At 51.6% G+C, this 16,957-nt stretch carries 15 protein-coding genes; all 15 read left to right on the forward strand.

Annotated features, from left to right (window positions below):
- Nucleotides 1-9: 9 nt before the first annotated feature.
- Nucleotides 10-639: a CheB methylesterase domain-containing protein gene (locus ACTRXH_RS02480; RefSeq protein WP_474280420.1), complete on the forward strand. Its 630-nt coding sequence runs from the start codon at nt 10-12 to the stop codon at nt 637-639.
- Nucleotides 636-1,265: a chemotaxis protein CheC gene (locus ACTRXH_RS02485; protein ID WP_474280422.1), complete on the forward strand. Its 630-nt coding sequence runs from the start codon at nt 636-638 to the stop codon at nt 1,263-1,265. The genes ACTRXH_RS02480 and ACTRXH_RS02485 overlap by 4 nt, the downstream gene beginning before the upstream one ends.
- Nucleotides 1,262-1,765, forward strand: coding sequence for a chemotaxis protein CheD (locus ACTRXH_RS02490; protein WP_474280424.1), 504 nt, complete (start codon nt 1,262-1,264; stop codon nt 1,763-1,765). Before ACTRXH_RS02485 ends, ACTRXH_RS02490 begins: the two co-directional genes overlap by 4 nt.
- Nucleotides 1,766-1,780: 15 nt before the next feature.
- Nucleotides 1,781-2,554, forward strand: a complete 774-nt coding sequence (locus ACTRXH_RS02495; RefSeq protein WP_474280426.1) for a FliA/WhiG family RNA polymerase sigma factor — start codon at nt 1,781-1,783, stop codon at nt 2,552-2,554.
- Between the two features lie 15 nt (nt 2,555-2,569).
- On the forward strand, nt 2,570-2,944 hold the full coding sequence (locus ACTRXH_RS02500) for a DUF6115 domain-containing protein (RefSeq protein WP_474260535.1): 375 nt from the start codon (nt 2,570-2,572) through the stop codon (nt 2,942-2,944).
- A gap of 155 nt (nt 2,945-3,099) precedes the next feature.
- The gene (rpsB, locus tag ACTRXH_RS02505) at nt 3,100-3,888 is read left to right on the forward strand and encodes a 30S ribosomal protein S2 (protein WP_091610308.1); all 789 of its coding nucleotides are present in this window, start codon (nt 3,100-3,102) and stop codon (nt 3,886-3,888) included.
- A gap of 132 nt (nt 3,889-4,020) precedes the next feature.
- A complete protein-coding gene (gene tsf, locus ACTRXH_RS02510; RefSeq protein WP_462865356.1) occupies nt 4,021-4,902 on the forward strand; it encodes a translation elongation factor Ts in 882 nt (293 codons plus the stop codon).
- A gap of 123 nt (nt 4,903-5,025) precedes the next feature.
- Nucleotides 5,026-5,760, forward strand: a complete 735-nt coding sequence (gene pyrH / locus ACTRXH_RS02515; RefSeq protein ID WP_091610312.1) for a UMP kinase — start codon at nt 5,026-5,028, stop codon at nt 5,758-5,760.
- Complete coding sequence (gene frr, locus ACTRXH_RS02520; RefSeq protein WP_322524692.1) at nt 5,747-6,304, forward strand: ribosome recycling factor; 558 nt, start codon at nt 5,747-5,749, stop codon at nt 6,302-6,304. Before pyrH ends, frr begins: the two co-directional genes overlap by 14 nt.
- Nucleotides 6,305-6,474: 170 nt before the next feature.
- Nucleotides 6,475-7,293, forward strand: coding sequence for an isoprenyl transferase (locus tag ACTRXH_RS02525; RefSeq protein ID WP_474280745.1), 819 nt, complete (start codon nt 6,475-6,477; stop codon nt 7,291-7,293).
- 21 nt (nt 7,294-7,314) lie between these two features.
- The gene (locus ACTRXH_RS02530; protein WP_474260540.1) at nt 7,315-8,115 is read left to right on the forward strand and encodes a phosphatidate cytidylyltransferase; all 801 of its coding nucleotides are present in this window, start codon (nt 7,315-7,317) and stop codon (nt 8,113-8,115) included.
- A 40-nt stretch (nt 8,116-8,155) separates the two neighbouring features.
- Nucleotides 8,156-9,301 (forward strand): 1-deoxy-D-xylulose-5-phosphate reductoisomerase, encoded by a 1,146-nt coding sequence (locus ACTRXH_RS02535; protein WP_474280428.1) that lies wholly within the window; start codon nt 8,156-8,158, stop codon nt 9,299-9,301.
- A gap of 60 nt (nt 9,302-9,361) precedes the next feature.
- Nucleotides 9,362-10,627 carry an RIP metalloprotease RseP gene (gene rseP / locus ACTRXH_RS02540; protein WP_474260544.1) on the forward strand — a complete coding sequence of 422 codons (1,266 nt, stop codon included), beginning with the start codon at nt 9,362-9,364 and terminating at the stop codon, nt 10,625-10,627.
- 102 nt (nt 10,628-10,729) lie between these two features.
- A complete protein-coding gene (locus tag ACTRXH_RS02545; protein WP_474280430.1) occupies nt 10,730-12,442 on the forward strand; it encodes a proline--tRNA ligase in 1,713 nt (570 codons plus the stop codon).
- Between the two features lie 107 nt (nt 12,443-12,549).
- Entirely contained in the window at nt 12,550-16,845 is a 4,296-nt protein-coding gene (locus ACTRXH_RS02550; protein WP_474280433.1) for a PolC-type DNA polymerase III, read from the forward strand.
- The last annotated feature ends 112 nt before the right edge of the window (nt 16,846-16,957 follow it).

The following is a 16,957-nucleotide window of genomic DNA, read 5'->3' on the forward strand; positions in this document are numbered from 1 at the left end:
TCTGAGTATATGAACATTCAATCCCCCGGGAAACCGGGACGCTGGGATCTGCTGGTGATCGGAACGTCCACAGGCGGTCCCGCAGCTTTGCATGAGCTTTTCCGTTCGATGCCCGAAACGGTCGAACTTCCGATTCTGATTGTGCAGCATATGCCGCCCGGATTCACAAGGTCGCTTGCCGACAGGCTGAACCGCGACTACAGCTGGAGTGTAAAAGAAGCCGGGGAGGGAGAAGCACTGCAGAAAGGAACCGTTTATATTGCTCCTGGAGGCCGGCAGCTTGAAGTCCGGCGAAAAGGAGGCCGGCTGGTAACAGCAGTCAGTGAAAGCAAAATGGGCGACCGTTATCATCCGTCGGTGGATATTCTGCTTGCTTCTCTTGCCGAATTAGGAGGTCTGCGTGTACTCGCTGTTATTCTAACCGGGATGGGTAATGATGGTACATACGGATTAAAAAAGCTAAAAGCGGCGACGGAACTTTATGCAGTCGCCGAATCAGAAGAAACAGCTGTTGTCTACGGGATGCCCCGGGCAGCGCTGCAGGCTGGCGTCATCGATGAAATCCTCCCGCTTTATGCGATTGGAGAGCGGATCGGGCGGCTGGTACAAACTACTGCATATGAAGGAGAGGTGAAATGATGGGCGCACGAGACGTAGAGCTCGATATATTAAAGGAAATCGGAACCATAGGGGGCGGCAATGCTGCTACGGCACTGTCCTCCCTCCTGAAAACGCCGGTCCAGATCAGCGTGCCTTCGGTGCAGATGGTACCGTTTCCGGAGCTGCTTGAAGCAGCGGGCGGGGAAGAAAAAGTAGCGGCGGTTACGTTTCTCCGCATCGCGGGCCGCGTCAGCGGGAGCATATTTTTTGTGCTCGAGCCGGAGGAGATGCAGGCAGTGGGAAGGTCGCTTGTGCAAAGCTGGAATCTGCCGTACACGCCGGAAAATGAGCAGGAGCTGCTTGAGTCGGCAGTGTGCGAATTAACAAATATTCTGGCAGGCTCTTATTTATCGGCTCTCTCCGATTTCACCGGCCTTTATATGATGCCGACGGTCCCTTCGTCTGCGGTGGATATGATTGGAGCGCTTTTGAGCGAGGGTCTTATCGAAGCAGGCCTTGAAGGGGACGAAGCGATCATGATCGATACGAACATGACAAAAGGAGAGAATCACTCGCAGATGGCCGGCCGGTTTTTTATGATCCCGGACGCCCACTCGCTTCCGGAAATTTTTGCCTCTCTCGGAGTACAGGAGGGCGGGGAATGAAAAACACGGAAATTAAACAAGCGAAGATAAAAGTGGCAATGGCTGATATGCAGTGGGGCGGGGGCGGCGATACTCTCACTACGAGCGGACTTGGTTCCTGTGTAGGTATAGTCATTTATTCGCTCCGCCACCAGTATGCCTGCCTGATCCATGCGATGCTTCCGTCATCCTCCATGGCAAGAGAAGGCCAGCATATTAACGAAGCGAAGTACACCGATGCGGCTTTACAAAAAGCATTTGCCGGCTTTGAAGGACGGCGTATTCCAATTGCTTCGCTCGAAGCAAAGCTTGCCGGGGGAGCAAGAATGTTTCAGTTTCAGACCGATCATCTGCATATTGGAAAACGAAATGTCGAAGCAGCAAAAGAAATGCTTGCCGGACGGTCTGTGCCGCTTAAAGCAGAGGAAACAGGCGGTCACGTTGGCAGAACGATAGAGTTTGACGTGGCCACAGGAGTTCTCCGGATCAAGCCGACCGGAGGAGAACCAATAATAATATGAACAGGGGGAAATTACATGAGTAGATCGACAGCGCATGCTCATCAGGAGATTTGGGAGAAATGGCTGGATAATTATGACGACACGGCGGCCGACCAACTAGTCGACATTTATATGCCCCTTGTTCATTATCACGTTCAGCGCATCGCAGCGACGCTTCCGAAAAATGTGAACCGGGAGGATCTTGTAAGTCACGGGCTGATGGGCCTGTATGATGCGATGAAAAAATTCGACCTGTCCAGGGATTTGAAATTTGATACATACGCCTCGTTCCGGATCCGTGGAGCGATTATTGACGGTCTCCGGCAGGAAGACTGGATGCCGCGTTCTCTACGGGAAAAAACGAAGAAAATTGAAGAAACAGCTGAATGGCTCGAACAGAAAAAGGGACGCTTTGTCTCGGACCGGGAGATTGGCGAAGAGCTGGATATGAAGTCTACGGAAGTATCGAAGGTGATTGCCGAAAACTATTTCGTGCATATGCTTTCCATGGATGAGGCGACGCCGGACGGCGAGCGTGATGAAACGTACCGCGGGGCCATCGTGGATCACAACGCCCCGTCCCCGGAGGAAATGCTTACGGATCAGGCCTCCCTGCACGAGCTCGGCGAAGCAATAGCGAATCTGCCGGAGAAGGAGCAGAAGGTCGTTTCTCTTTTTTACCTGGAGGAAATGACGTTAACCGAAATCGGTCATATTTTGTCCCTGTCCACGTCAAGAATTTCACAAATCCATTCCAAAGCACTCTTCCGGCTGCGCCAGTATTTGAAACAGACGGAGGAAAGTACGTAAGAAAGGAGAAGGCCCATGTCTCTAATATTCAGTCTGCTAGCCCTGATGGCCGCCGGCGCTTTATGGATAAAGCACCAATTCATCGTGCGTGAGCTGCAGGCGGTAAAAAATGATAAGAAGGAAATCGAGCAGCTTTTAATCTATTACACCGACGAAATGAAACGCGACAATGAACGTCTCCGCGCCGAGTGGGAGGGCGGGGAGCTTCCAGCGGAAGAAATGGAAACAGCTGAGCCGGTACCGGAGATGGATGAAGCAGCGCCGAAGGAATCGATGATGAACCGTGTTATAATGTTATACAAAGATGGATGGAAGGAAAAGGATATCGCAAAGACGCTGTCGATCGGCCAGCGGGAGGTTCATCTGTTTTTGCAGATGCAGGAAAAATAAGCTTTAACATTGCGTCCTGCAGACACGTATGGTATATTACGTGTTGGTGTTAAAAACACACGCAACAGCTGATTTGTGCAGAGGTGCTTTCCGCATGGAAAGTTTTGCACAGACATGACGCTTGCGGTGGAAAAAACCTAAGGAGGAATTATTTTATGGCTGTTATTTCTATGAAACAGTTGCTTGAAGCAGGGGTGCACTTCGGTCACCAGACTCGTCGCTGGAACCCTAAAATGAGCCGTTATATTTTCACGGAGCGTAATGGTATTTATATCATTGACCTTCAAAAAACGGTACGTAAAGTGGAAGAAGCGTACAAATATGTACGCAGCATTGCAGAAGACGGAGGCAAAATCCTTTTCGTCGGAACGAAAAAACAGGCGCAGGACTCTGTTCGCGATGAAGCGATCCGTTCGAACATGTACTACATTAACCAGCGTTGGTTAGGCGGTACGTTAACGAACTTCGCAACGATCCGTAAACGGATTGCCCGCTTGAAAGACCTTGAAAAAATGGAAGAAGACGGTACCTTTGACATTCTTCCGAAAAAAGAAGTTATGCTGTTAAACAAAGAAAAAGACCGTCTCGAAAAAGTACTTGGCGGCATTAAAGATATGAACAAGCTTCCGGATGCCCTGTTTATTATCGATCCGCGCAAAGAGCGCATCGCGGTGGCAGAAGCTCACAAATTGAACATTCCGATCATCTCGATCGTGGACACTAACTGTGATCCGGACGAGATCGACAAGCTGATCCCGGGTAACGACGACGCTATCCGTGCCGTTCGTCTCCTTACAGGAAAAATGGCCGATGCTGTTATCGAAGCAACCCAGGGCGCAGAAGAAAAAGCCCGTGAGCAGGCAGCTGCCCAGGAAAAAGAACAGGAAGCAGCCGCAGCGGAAGAAGAAGGAAACACAGAAGAAGAGAGCGTTTCAAACCAGTAAGCTCTCTGCATAAATATAACGGGCCCAGGCCTGACGCGAAGGGTGGTAAAAGGGAAAAACCCTTTATCACCCTTTTTCTTGAAAAATAGCGCTTAAGCGTTTATGCATGGAAAAATCGAAGGAGGAATTTAAATGGCTGTAACAGCAAGCATGGTAAAAGAACTGCGTGAAAAAACAGGTGCAGGTATGATGGACTGCAAAAAAGCACTCAACGAAACAGACGGTAACATGGAAGAAGCGGTCAACTACCTGCGGGAAAAAGGTATTTCCAAAGCAGCAAAAAAATCTGACCGTGTAGCAGCAGAAGGCCTTACGTACGCAACGTATGAAGGAAACAAAGCAGTGATTGTGGAAGTGAACGCTGAAACAGATTTCGTTGCGAAAAACGAATTGTTTAAGCAGCTCGTCGCGGACGTTTCCACGTACCTTCTGAATGAACAGCCGGCTGACGTTGACGCGGCACTCGCAGGTGAAATCGAAAGCGGAGTAACGCTTGAGCGTTATATTAACGACCAGATCGCACGTATCGGGGAGAAAATTTCCCTTCGCCGTTTTCTGCTTGCAGAGAAAAACGACGGTGACGCATTCGGCGCTTATCTTCACATGGGCGGACGTATCGGCGTGCTGACGGTTCTTGAAAACACAGAAGACAGCGATCTTGCCAAAGACGTTGCGATGCATGTAGCGGCTATCAGCCCGAAATACGTTTCCCGTGAAGATGTTCCGAAGGAAGAAGCGGACAGTGAGCGTGAACTGTTGAAGCAGCAGGCGCTGAACGAAGGCAAGCCGGAAAACATCGTTGAAAAAATGGTGGAAGGCCGTATTGGCAAGTACTTTGAACAAATCTGCCTGCTCGATCAGGAATTTGTAAAGGATACTGACCAAAAAGTAGGCGACTACCTGAAAAGCAAGGGCGCTTCCGTTCGCACATTTGTCCGCTATGAAGTAGGCGAAGGCATGGAAAAACGCGACGAAAACTTTGCAGACGAAGTAATGAACCAGGTGAAGAAATAAATCGGCAGTATGGGAGAGTCCATATCGAATCCTCTAGGGTCCGTAGGCTCTCCTTTTTTCTGAAAGCAAAATCAGGGCAGAAGCCGCAGCGCTTCTGCGATACATAATATAAAGGCGGGGTTCATGACGATGGAGAGATACAATCGCGTTGTGTTGAAGTTGAGCGGAGAAGCATTAGCAGGCCAGCAGGGCTACGGTATTGATCCGGAAGTCATTCAGTCTATTGCTTCTCAAATTGGTGAGATAGTAGAATTGGGAACAGAGGTAGTGATTGTCGTCGGCGGGGGGAACATATGGAGAGGCATGGCCGGAAGCTCGAAAGGAATGGACCGGGCTACTGCTGACTATATGGGCATGCTCGCCACAGTCATGAATTCGCTTGCGCTCCAGGACAGCCTTGAAGACATTGAAATTCCTACAAGAGTGCAGACATCCATAGAAATGAGACAGGTGGCCGAGCCGTACATCCGCCGCAAAGCCATCCGCCATTTAGAGAAAAAACGGGTAGTCATTTTTGCGGCTGGGACCGGGAATCCGTACTTTTCAACCGATACGACTGCGGCACTTCGGGCTGCAGAGATCGAAGCTGACATCATTTTGATGGCTAAAAACAAAGTTGACGGGGTATATGACTCAGACCCATCCGCAAATGCGGACGCTAAAAAGTACCAGTCGCTCACTTATCTGGACATTTTAAATCATGACCTGAAAGTGATGGATTCGACGGCATCGACGCTTTGTATGGACAACAATATCCCGCTTCTCGTATTTTCGATTATGGAAGAAGGAAACATTAAGAAAGCAGTAATGGGAGAAGACATTGGAACAATTATAAGGAGGAACAATGATGGCTCATGATATAAAAGCAACAGAAGAGAAAATGAAAAAATCAGTGGAGTCTTTAAGCCGCGAGCTTGCCACACTGCGTACAGGGAGGGCAAACGCTTCCATGCTCGACCGGGTCGTAGTTGATTACTACGGTGCCGAGGTGCCGCTTCAGCAGCTTGCAACGATTACAGTGCCGGAAGGGCGCCTGCTCGTTGTGACGCCGTTTGACAAAAGCTCCATCAAGGACGTGGAAAAAGGGATCCAGAAGGCGGAGCTCGGCCTGAATCCGAGTAACGACGGCGAAGTAATCCGCATTCCAATTCCGGCGATGACAGAAGACCGCCGCAAGGAAATGACGAAGCTGATTAACAAGTACGCGGAAGAAGCACGGGTGGCTATCCGCAACATTCGCCGCGATGCCAACGATACGCTGAAAAAAGATGAAAAAAATAATGAAATCACCGAAGATGATTTGAAGCGTGAGCAGGAGCAGGTGCAAAAAGCAACCGATAAATACATCGGCCAGGTGGATCAGGCAGCGGAACAAAAAGAAAAAGAAGTTATGGAAGTTTGATGCGAATCGAGTTACAATAGGAACAGACTGGAACCCTCTGCACTCAAGAGGGTTTTTTTGTAAGAATAAAACCGGCAGGAGTCATATACACTGCCGGGGAGAAAACATAAACAGATATACTGCTTTCCGTTCTTCAACAATGCTGAGGCAGGAACGGTTTTTATATGGAATTGATTGAACACGCGCCATATAAAATAGACAAAGGGGAAAAGGCTGGTGCCCTCGTTATGAACGATCGACTATTTAATCAAATAAATCCATGGGCGGAGGCGAACACCACGGCAGTGAAAGTGAATACGCCTGACCATGTGGCTATTATTATGGATGGTAACGGCCGGTGGGCAAAAAAAAGAGGCCTGCCCCGTGTAGCCGGCCACCGCGAAGGTATGAAGGCGATCACGAAGGTCGTGGAAAAAGCGCACGAGCTCGGGATAAAGTATTTAACGCTATACGCTTTTTCCACCGAAAACTGGAAGCGGCCGAAATCAGAAGTGAATTTTCTTATGCAGCTGCCGGAGCGGTTTTTGGCTAAGGAACTGCCCAAGCTGATGAAAAACAATGTCCAGGTGCGGATGATGGGGGATGCGGACAAGCTGCCGGACCATACGCTGCAGGCTGTGCAGGAGGCCGTGGATGCCACAGCTGAAAACACCGGCATTGTTTTAAACTTTGCCCTTAACTACGGCGGGCGGCACGAGCTTGTCCATGTCGTGCAGGAGCTTGCCCGGGACGTGGAAGAGGGGCGGATGAAAGCTGAGGCCATCGATGAAGAATTAATCACCAACCGGCTGTACACGAACCAGATCCCGGACCCTGACCTGCTGATTCGCACAAGCGGCGAAATCCGGCTGAGCAATTTTATGCTGTGGCAGTTAGCTTATGCGGAATTTTGGTTTACCGAAACGCTCTGGCCGGATTTTAATGAAGACGGCCTGGCAGAGGCTGTCATAGAATATCAGCAGAGAAAACGCAGGTACGGAGGCGTTTAACGACTGAAGGGGAGGTCTTGTATGGGGTTGCGGGCGATGACCGGTCTTATCGGAGCAGTACTCGTCTTGGCGATTGTATTTGTGGGCCGCGAATGGTTTACTCTTTTGATTGCTTTGCTTGCTTCTGTCGCCATGTTTGAAATAATGCGCATGAAACGGATCCCGCTGCTGTCCTTCCGGGGTTTAATCAGCATGGGCTTTATGTGGATACTGCTTGTGCCCACAGAATGGCTGGACTTTCCGTTTTTGCAGCATATAACGAAAACAGAGATTTTTTTAACGATGATTCTGGGCCTGCTTGCATTAACAGTAGTTACTAAAAACTCCTTCACCTTTGATGAAGCAGGCTTCGTCATTTTATCCTCTGTGTACATAGGGTACGGGTTTCACAGTTTAATTATGATCCGCCAGCTGCCGGACATCGGCCTTGCCGTTGTCATTTTGATTTTATTTTTAATCTGGGCAACCGATTCCGGGGCATATTTTATTGGAAAGAATTTCGGGCGCCACCGGCCCTGGCCGGAGATCAGTCCGAAAAAAACGATCGAAGGATTTGTCGGGGGGCTTGTCGCGGCGTTTATTGTCGGCTTCATCTTTGAAGCAGTATACCCGGTATTCGACTCTTACCTGATAATGAGCGCTTTTATCGTAGTGACATCCATCTTCGGCCAGCTCGGGGACCTGGTGGAATCGGCACTGAAACGACACTATGCTGTTAAGGATTCCGGAAATATTCTTCCCGGTCACGGCGGCATTTTGGACCGTTTCGACAGCCTGATTTTTGTTATGCCCCTGCTTCATTTTTTCTATTTTTTCGGTTAATGCCTCAGACGCAGGCTGCCAACCTAAAGGAGTTTAAACCATGAAACGAATAGCATTGCTTGGGTCCACCGGATCCATCGGTACACAGACGCTCGACGTTGTCCGTCTGCATCCGGAACGGTTCCGGATAACGGCGATTGCTGCCGGCAGAAACGTGGATCTCGTACGAAAGCAGATTGAAGAATTTTCACCTGAAATTGCGGCAGTTCACACAAAGGAAGATGCCGAAACGCTTCAGGCGGAATACGGCGGGCGCATGCGTATCGTCTGGGGTCACGACGGCCTCATGGAAATTGCGGGCAGCTCCTGTGACTTTCTGATGAACGCGGTCAGCGGCAGCATGGGACTTGAGCCGACGCTCCGGGCAATCGAAAACCGGGTGAATATCGGTATTGCCAATAAAGAGACGCTCGTCACCGCCGGCCATCTTGTAATGGAAAAAGCAAAGGAGCACGGCGTACGCCTGCTGCCGGTTGACAGCGAGCATTCGGCGATCGCCCAGTGCCTGGAAGGAAACGAGCTAAAGGAAGTGAGCCGCCTGATTTTGACTGCTTCAGGAGGCAGCTTCCGGGACTATTCACGCAGCGATCTTGACGGAGTTACGGTGGAGGATGCCTTAAACCACCCGAACTGGAGCATGGGAGCCAAAATTACGATCGACTCGGCTACGATGATGAACAAAGGCTTTGAAGTGATCGAAGCCCACTGGCTGTTCGGTATTCCCTACGACCGTATAGATGTGCTGCTTCATAAAGAAAGCATTATTCACTCGCTCGTCGAGTATCAGGATACAAGTGTGATTGCCCAGCTCGGGCTGCCGGACATGCGCGTGCCGATTCAGTACGCCATGACCTACCCGGAGCGGCTTGACTATCCGGCCAAGGAATCGCTGAACCTGTGGGAAATAGGCACTCTGCATTTTCAGCCGCCTGATTTTGAACGCTACCGCAGCCTCCGGCTGGCCTACGATGCCGGCAGAGCCGGAGGCTCCATGGGAACGGTGCTGAACGCAGCCAATGAACAGGCGGTGGCGATGTTTTTAAACAGCCAGTGTGCTTTTCTTGAAATTGAAACTGCTGTGGAAGAGGCACTTTTGCGCCACGAGCGCATCGAACATCCAGACCTCGACACGATTTTACGTGTGGACCGGGAAACAAGAGAACACGTACAGACGCTTTTAACGTGACGTTCTTTCACAAACACTCTATAATGGGAAGAAAGAGCAAAAGAAGAAGGTGAATAAGCTTTGGATACGCTGATAGCGGTAATTGTCATGTTCGGCTTATTGGTGGCCATACACGAGTGGGGCCATTTATATTTTGCCAAAAAAGTCGGCATTTTGTGCCGGGAGTTTGCGATTGGCTTCGGGCCGAAAATATTTTCCACGAAGCGCAATGAAACAGTTTATACGATCAGGCTCCTGCCGCTTGGCGGATACGTTCGCATGGCCGGGGACGATCCGGACCCGGTCAATATTAAACCAGGCTATGAAATCGGCCTGACGTTTAACGATGCAGGAAAAGTAAAAGAAATCATCGTAAACAATAAATCCAAGCACCCGGAAGCAAAAGTTGTATCTGTAGAATCGATTGATATGGAGCGTGAGCTTTATATTGAAGCGGTGGAGGATGAAGAAGCCGGACTAAAGCGGTACGAGATCGACCGTACGTGCGATCTGATCGTCGATGAGAAACGGGAGCAGATTGCGCCGTGGGATCGGCAGTTCGGCTCCAAGCGCCCGTGGAAAAAAGCAGTGGCCATCTTTGCCGGCCCGTTTATGAACTTTGTGCTCGCCTTCGTGCTTTTTATGATTTATGCCCTCGCCAATGGGCTTCCGCAGGACACCCCGGCTATCGGTGGCATTGCCGGCGGTTCGCCGCTGAGCGAATCCGCGTTTGAAGAAGGCGATGTTATCACCTCGGTGGACGGCGAGTCCGTGAATTCGTGGAATGAAATGACCGGTGTTGTCCAGGAGCGTCCAGGAGAGGAAGTCACGGTCACCGCTGAACGCGGCGGGGAGACAATTGAAGACACGGTCACCATTGACGGCATTCCGGTGCAGGAGGGCTCGAGTGAGGAAGTCGGCCAGATCGGCGTCTATGCCGAAACGGAACGGTCCTTCACGGAAGCAGTGGAGTACGGAGGCACGCAGCTGTATGAAGTGTCCACGCTGATTTTCCAGACACTCGGCACTATTGTAACAGGGGAATTTTCTTTGGATGACCTGGCCGGTCCGGTAGGTATCTATGATGCGACGGATCAGGTAATCGCGACAGGGCTTCTTACCCTTATTGCGTGGTCCGCCATGATCAGCGTCAACCTTGGGATCGTCAACCTTCTTCCACTGCCGGCGCTTGACGGAGGGCGGCTGCTGTTTATCATTGCTGAAGCAGTCCGCGGCAAGCCGATTGAACCGCAGAAGGAAGGCATGATCCACCTGCTTGGATTCGCGCTGCTGCTGCTGTTAATGATTGCAGTGACGTGGAACGATATTAACCGCTTATTCACGTAATAAAAAAACGGTGACGGAGCCAAAGCCCCGTCACCGTTCTTATGTTAAAATAACCAAAGAGCTTACAGACGCAGATGTATAAGAGAAAGAGGTTGATATAGTATGCGACAACAATTTTTATTCAGTCCCACCCTCCGGGATGTGCCGCAGGGAGCGGACATTGCAAGCCACCAGCTGATGCTCCGGGCCGGTCTGATCCGCCAGAGTGCAGCCGGAGTCTATTCCTATCTTCCGCTCGGCCATAAGGTGCTCCGTAAAATCGAAAACATCGTCCGCGAGGAAATGGATGCTGCAAGCGGCCAGGAAGTACTGCTTCCCGCCATGCAGCCGGCAGAGGTATGGCAGGCGTCGGGCCGCTATGACAATTACGGACCGGCACTGATGCGCTTTAAAGACCGCCACCAGCGTGATTTTGTGCTCGGTCCCACGCATGAAGAAAACATTGCCGCCCTTGTAAAGGATGAAATGAATACATACAAGCGCATGCCTGCGATTTTGTACCAGATTCAGACCAAGTACCGCGATGAAGCGCGTCCGCGTTTCGGGGTGCTTCGCGCCCGCGAATTTATCATGAAGGATGCGTATTCGTTTGATACGTCCTACGAAGCGCAGAACGAAAGCTACTGGGCAATGTACCGCGCCTACGAGCGGATTTTTACCCGATTGGGACTGGACTACCGGGCGGTGCAGGCCGATGCCGGAGCGATGGGCGGTCAGGGCGAAACCCATGAATTTACTGTGCTTTCCGATGTTGGAGAGGATACCATCGTGTATTCTGATGAAAGCGACTTTGCGGCAAATATTGAAATAGCCGCCATTCCGGACAACGTGTCAAAGCCGGAGCCGGCAGCAGAGGAAATGATCATTGTCGAGACGCCGCAGGAGCGAACCATTGAAGAAGTGGCTTTAAACCTCGGAATCAAGCACGAAGAATGCCTGAAAACGGTCGCGTTTGACGCAGATGGTCGGCTGATAGCCGTGCTTATGCGCGGCGATCATGACGTCAACGAAGTAAAAGTGGCAAACGCCGTGGGAGCTGAAGTGCTTGAACCGGCGTCTGCCGAAAGAATTCAAGAGGTATTCGGAGCAGAGCCCGGCTTTATCGGCCCTGCCGGCCTGTCTGAAGACGTGGAGGTGCTTGCCGATTACGCGGTCCGCGGCATGGCAGGTGCCGTGTGCGGTGCCAACGAAAACGGCAGACACTGCCAGTACGCGGTGCCGGAAAGAGACTTCCCGGTGGGACGGTACGCAGACCTGCGTTTCATCCAGGAAGGAGAACCGTCTCCGGACGGACAGGGCACGGTCCGCTTCGCCAAGGGCATTGAGGTCGGGCACGTGTTTAAGCTTGGCACGAAGTACAGCGAAGCGCTCGGAGCCACATTTTTGGATGAAAACGGCAAAGCCCGCCCGATCATTATGGGGAGCTACGGCGTCGGCGTGAGCCGGACGGTTGCGGCCGTCATTGAGCAGAACCACGACGAGAGCGGCATCTGCTGGCCGAAAGCAGCCGCCCCGTTTGATCTGCATCTGCTGGTGCTCAATCCAAAACAGGACGAGCAGCAGCAGCTTGGCGACGAGCTGTACGAGAGCCTGCAGAAAAGCGGGTGGTCCGTGCTGCTCGATGACCGGAAGGAGCGGCCGGGAGTGAAATTTAAGGATGCGGACCTTTACGGGCTTCCTGTGCGTATCGCCTGCGGAAAAAAAGCAGGGGAGCAGATTGTGGAAGTAAAATCCCGTACAGCCGATGAAAACGTGGAAGTCGCTGTAAGCGAGCTTCCGCAGTATCTCGAGAAGCTGTGGTCTGAAATCCATTAACCCTTTCTGGTGTCTCCAGGAGGGGTTTCCCTCTTCCATGCACCTGCCGGAAATGAATTTTTTTGATAAAATGAATTATAAAAGAACGAAGAAGTGAGGCGAGAAACGTGCAGACCGACCGTCACATTCAGCAGGAACGTTTTGAGTTGCTACTTGAGCAGATTGGCATGCCGGAAGAAGAAACCAACCGTTATTTTACAGAAGGCCGCCTCGAAAAGCTTGTTATTCATAAAGAACAGAAGCAGTGGCATTTTCATCTGACGCTGGCAGCTCCGCTGCCATTTACGGTTTACGCGCTGCTGAAGGAAAAACTGCAGGCTGCATTTGAAAGCATTGCTGACATTGACTTTACGCTTCATTACGAAGAAGGCACCACAGTGCCGGCGGACGCCATCCCGGACTATTGGCCGCTGATTATGCAGAAGCTCGAAAATTACGATCCCCATCTGCGCATGAGGCTGAACGGAGGAGCGCCGTTTCTGCGGGAAGGCGAGCTGATTTTCCCGTGTAAAAGCGATATTGAAATGAATTCGCTCGGACCGAAGCTGCAGCAGGCGATGAACGACGTTCTGCCGTTGTTCGGGCTGCCGGCTGCCACGTTTACGATGGAAGCGAAAACGAGCGATGAAGAAAAGGAACAGTTCGAAGAAAAGAAAAAGCAGGAAGAGCACTCTAAAGTAATTGAAGCGATGATGGAGCGCAAGAAAAAGGAATCCGAAGCCGATTCCAGGCGTGCGTCCCAGTCAATTCAGATCGGCTACCCGATCAAGGACGAAGCCGTGCCGCTGAAAGAGATCCGCGAAGAAGAGCGCCGCATCACGGTGGAGGGCTACATTTTCGAAGCGGAAACGAAGGAGCTCCGCAGCGGCCGGACGCTGCTGACGTTTAAAATTACCGACTACACCGATTCGATTATGATCAAAATGTTCTCCAAGGATAAAGAACAGGTGCCGCTGCTTGAAGCCGTACAGAAAGGCATCTGGGTAAAGGCCCGTGGCGGCGTCCAGGACGATACGTTCGTCCGGGACCTGGTTATGATCGCAAACGATGTGATCCAGGTGCAGGGAACGTCGAAAACCGATGACGCCGAACAAAAGCGCGTCGAGTTGCATGCCCACACGAATATGAGTCAGATGGATGCGACTGTTTCTGCCGGAGAATACGTAGCCCGGGCAGCCGAATGGGGCCATCCGGCAGTTACCATAACGGATCACGGCGTCGTGCAGTCGTTTCCGGAGGCCTACAATGCAGGGAAAAAACACGACATTAAAGTACTGTACGGTATGGAGGCGAACCTCGTGGATGACGGCGTCCCGATCGCATATAACGAGGCGGACGTGGATCTTGAAACAGGAACCTATGTCGTTTTTGACGTGGAAACGACCGGCCTGTCGGTCGTGTACGACTCCATTATTGAGCTCGCAGCAGTGAAGGTAAAAGACGGCGAAATTATCGACCGGTTTGAACGCTTTTCAAACCCTCATGAAAAGCTGACGGACACGATTATTAACCTGACCGGCATCACGGACGACATGCTCGTTGATGCGCCGGAAATTGAGCCGGTGCTTGAAGACTTCTACGCCTTTTCCAAAGACTCGGTGCTGGTTGCCCATAACGCAAGCTTTGACATGGGCTTTCTCCGGGAGGGATACAAAAAAATCGGTAAAACGGCAGACATGCCGGTGATCGATACACTTGAATTCGGCCGCTTTTTGTATCCGAATTTAAAAAACCACCGGCTGAATACGCTCTGTAAAACGTTTGACATTGAACTCGTAAGCCACCACCGGGCGATTTACGACGCAGAAGCGACCGGGTACCTGATGTGGAAAATGATGAAGGATGCGCTTGCCCAGGGCATCACGAACCATAAACAGCTGAATGACAACATGGGCCAGTCCGGCTTTCACCGCCTGCGCCCATCGCACTGTACTTTGATCGCCCAGACGCAGGAAGGGCTGAAAAACCTGTACCATCTCGTCACACTTTCGCATCTGGAGTATTTTTTCCGGACACCGAGAATCCCGCGTTCGAAGCTGCAGAAGTACCGCGAAGGCATACTCGTCGGCTCGGCGTGTGACAAAGGCGAAGTGTTTGAAACGATGATGCAGAAGTCAGAGGACGAAGCGAAAAAAGCTGCTGAATTTTACGACTACCTCGAGGTGCAGCCGCCGGAAAACTATGCGCACCTGGTGGAAAAGGAGCTTCTGAAAAGCTACGACGACGTCAAGGATGTGATTCAGAAAATCACCCGCACCGGGGAGGAGCTGAATCTTCCGGTCGTTGCCACCGGTAACGCCCACTATATGGATGAACACGACTACAGCTACCGGCAGATTCTGATTGCGTCTCAGGGCGGGGCGAACCCGCTGAACAACCAGACGCTTCCGCAGGTGCATTTCCGCACCACTGGGGAAATGCTCTCCTGCTTCGATTTTCTGGATGACCGCACGGCAGAAAAGATTGTGGTGGAAAATACCAGGGCGATCGCGGATCAGGTGGAAACGATTCATCCGGTACCAAGCGACCTGTATACACCAAACATCGAAGGGTCGGATAAAGAAATAAGGGAAATGTGCTACCGCCGGGCGGAGAGCATCTACGGCTCGCCCATACCGGAGCTCGTGAAAACCAGGCTCGATAAAGAGCTCGACAGCATTATCGGAAACGGCTTTGACGTTATCTATCTGATTTCGCAGAAGCTCGTGAAAAAATCCCTCGAAGACGGCTACCTTGTCGGCTCCCGGGGCTCGGTCGGCTCGTCGTTTGTTGCCACTATGACAGAAATTACCGAAGTGAATCCGCTGCCGCCGCATTACGTTTGCCCGGAATGCAAGCAGTCGACGTTTTTTGACGACGGTTCGGTCGGCTCCGGCTTCGACCTCCCGGACAAGCTGTGTGACAGCTGCGGCGTGGATATGGTTAAAGACGGCCACGATATTCCGTTTGAAACGTTCCTCGGGTTTAAAGGCGACAAGGTGCCCGATATTGACCTGAACTTCTCCGGCGACTACCAGCCGCGGGCCCACAATTACACGAAGGAACTGTTCGGTGAGGAAAAAGTATACCGGGCAGGAACAATCGGTACCGTGGCGGACAAAACGGCGTACGGATTTGTGAAAGGCTACCAGAGCGACCACGAGCTGCACCTGCGCGGGGCGGAAATCGACCGGCTGGTGAGCGGATGCACGGGTGTCAAGCGGACGACCGGCCAGCATCCTGGCGGCATTATTGTCGTCCCGGATGAATATGACATTCACGATTTCTCGCCGATCCAGTTTCCGGCAGATGATAAAACGTCGGAATGGAAAACGACGCACTTTGACTTTCATTCTATTCACGACAACCTGCTGAAGCTTGATATTCTCGGCCACGATGATCCGACGGTTATACGCATGCTCCAGGATTTAAGCGGCATTGATCCACAGACGATCCCGACCGATGACGAGGAAGTCATGAAAATCTTCGGCGGTCCCGAAGTGCTCGGCGTGACGCCGGAGCAGATTAACTGCAAAACGGGAACGTACGGCATTCCGGAGTTCGGTACCCGGTTTGTGCGCCAGATGCTTGAAGATACGAAGCCGTCGACGTTTTCCGAGCTGGTTCAGATTTCCGGGCTTTCCCACGGCGCGGACGTCTGGGTTGGAAATGCCCAGGAGCTGATCCAGAACGGTACGTGTGAACTGAAGGACGTTATCGGCTGCCGGGACGATATCATGGTGTATTTGATCTATAAAGGCATCGAGCACTCGCTCGCCTTTAAAATTATGGAATTTGTCCGCAAGGGGCGCGGGCTCGATCCGGAATGGATTGAAGAAATGAAAAACCACGGCGTACCGGAATGGTACATCCAGTCGTGCCTGAAAATTAAATACATGTTCCCGAAAGCGCACGCCACCGCCTATGTTCTGATGGCAGTACGGATTGCCTACTTTAAAGTGCATCATCCGATCCTTTTTTATGCAGCGTACTTTACGGTCCGCGCGGACGACTTTGACCTGCCGACCATGATCAACGGCAGCACCTCGATCCGGGCGAAGCTTGAGGAAATTCAGGCGAAGGGATTTGACGCCTCTCCGAAGGAGAAAAGCCTTGTGACCGTGCTTGAGCTTGCGCTTGAAATGACCGAGCGCGGCTACCGTTTCCAGAAGGTGGACCTGTACCGCTCGGAGGCGAGCGAATTTGTCGTCGACGGCGACGAGCTGATACCGCCGTTCAATGCGCTTGAAGGCGTAGGAACGAATGCAGCGGTCAACGTAGTGAAAGCGCGCGCCGACGGGGAGTTTTTATCCAAGGAAGACCTGCAGCAGCGCAGCAAGGCGACCAAAACAGTGATCGAGCACCTCGACCTGCACGGATGCCTTGACGGGCTGCCGGATACGAACCAACTTTCTCTGTTCTAAACGGCAGCGAGGCTTGCGAAAATGCACAAATCGTGCTATGATAATGGGCAGTGAGAGGTATATCGAGACGGCGAAAGAGTGGGTGGATACCCACTCTTTCATTTATGGTTGA

This window comes from Marinococcus sp. LNHM5E3-2.1 (assembly GCF_056034365.1).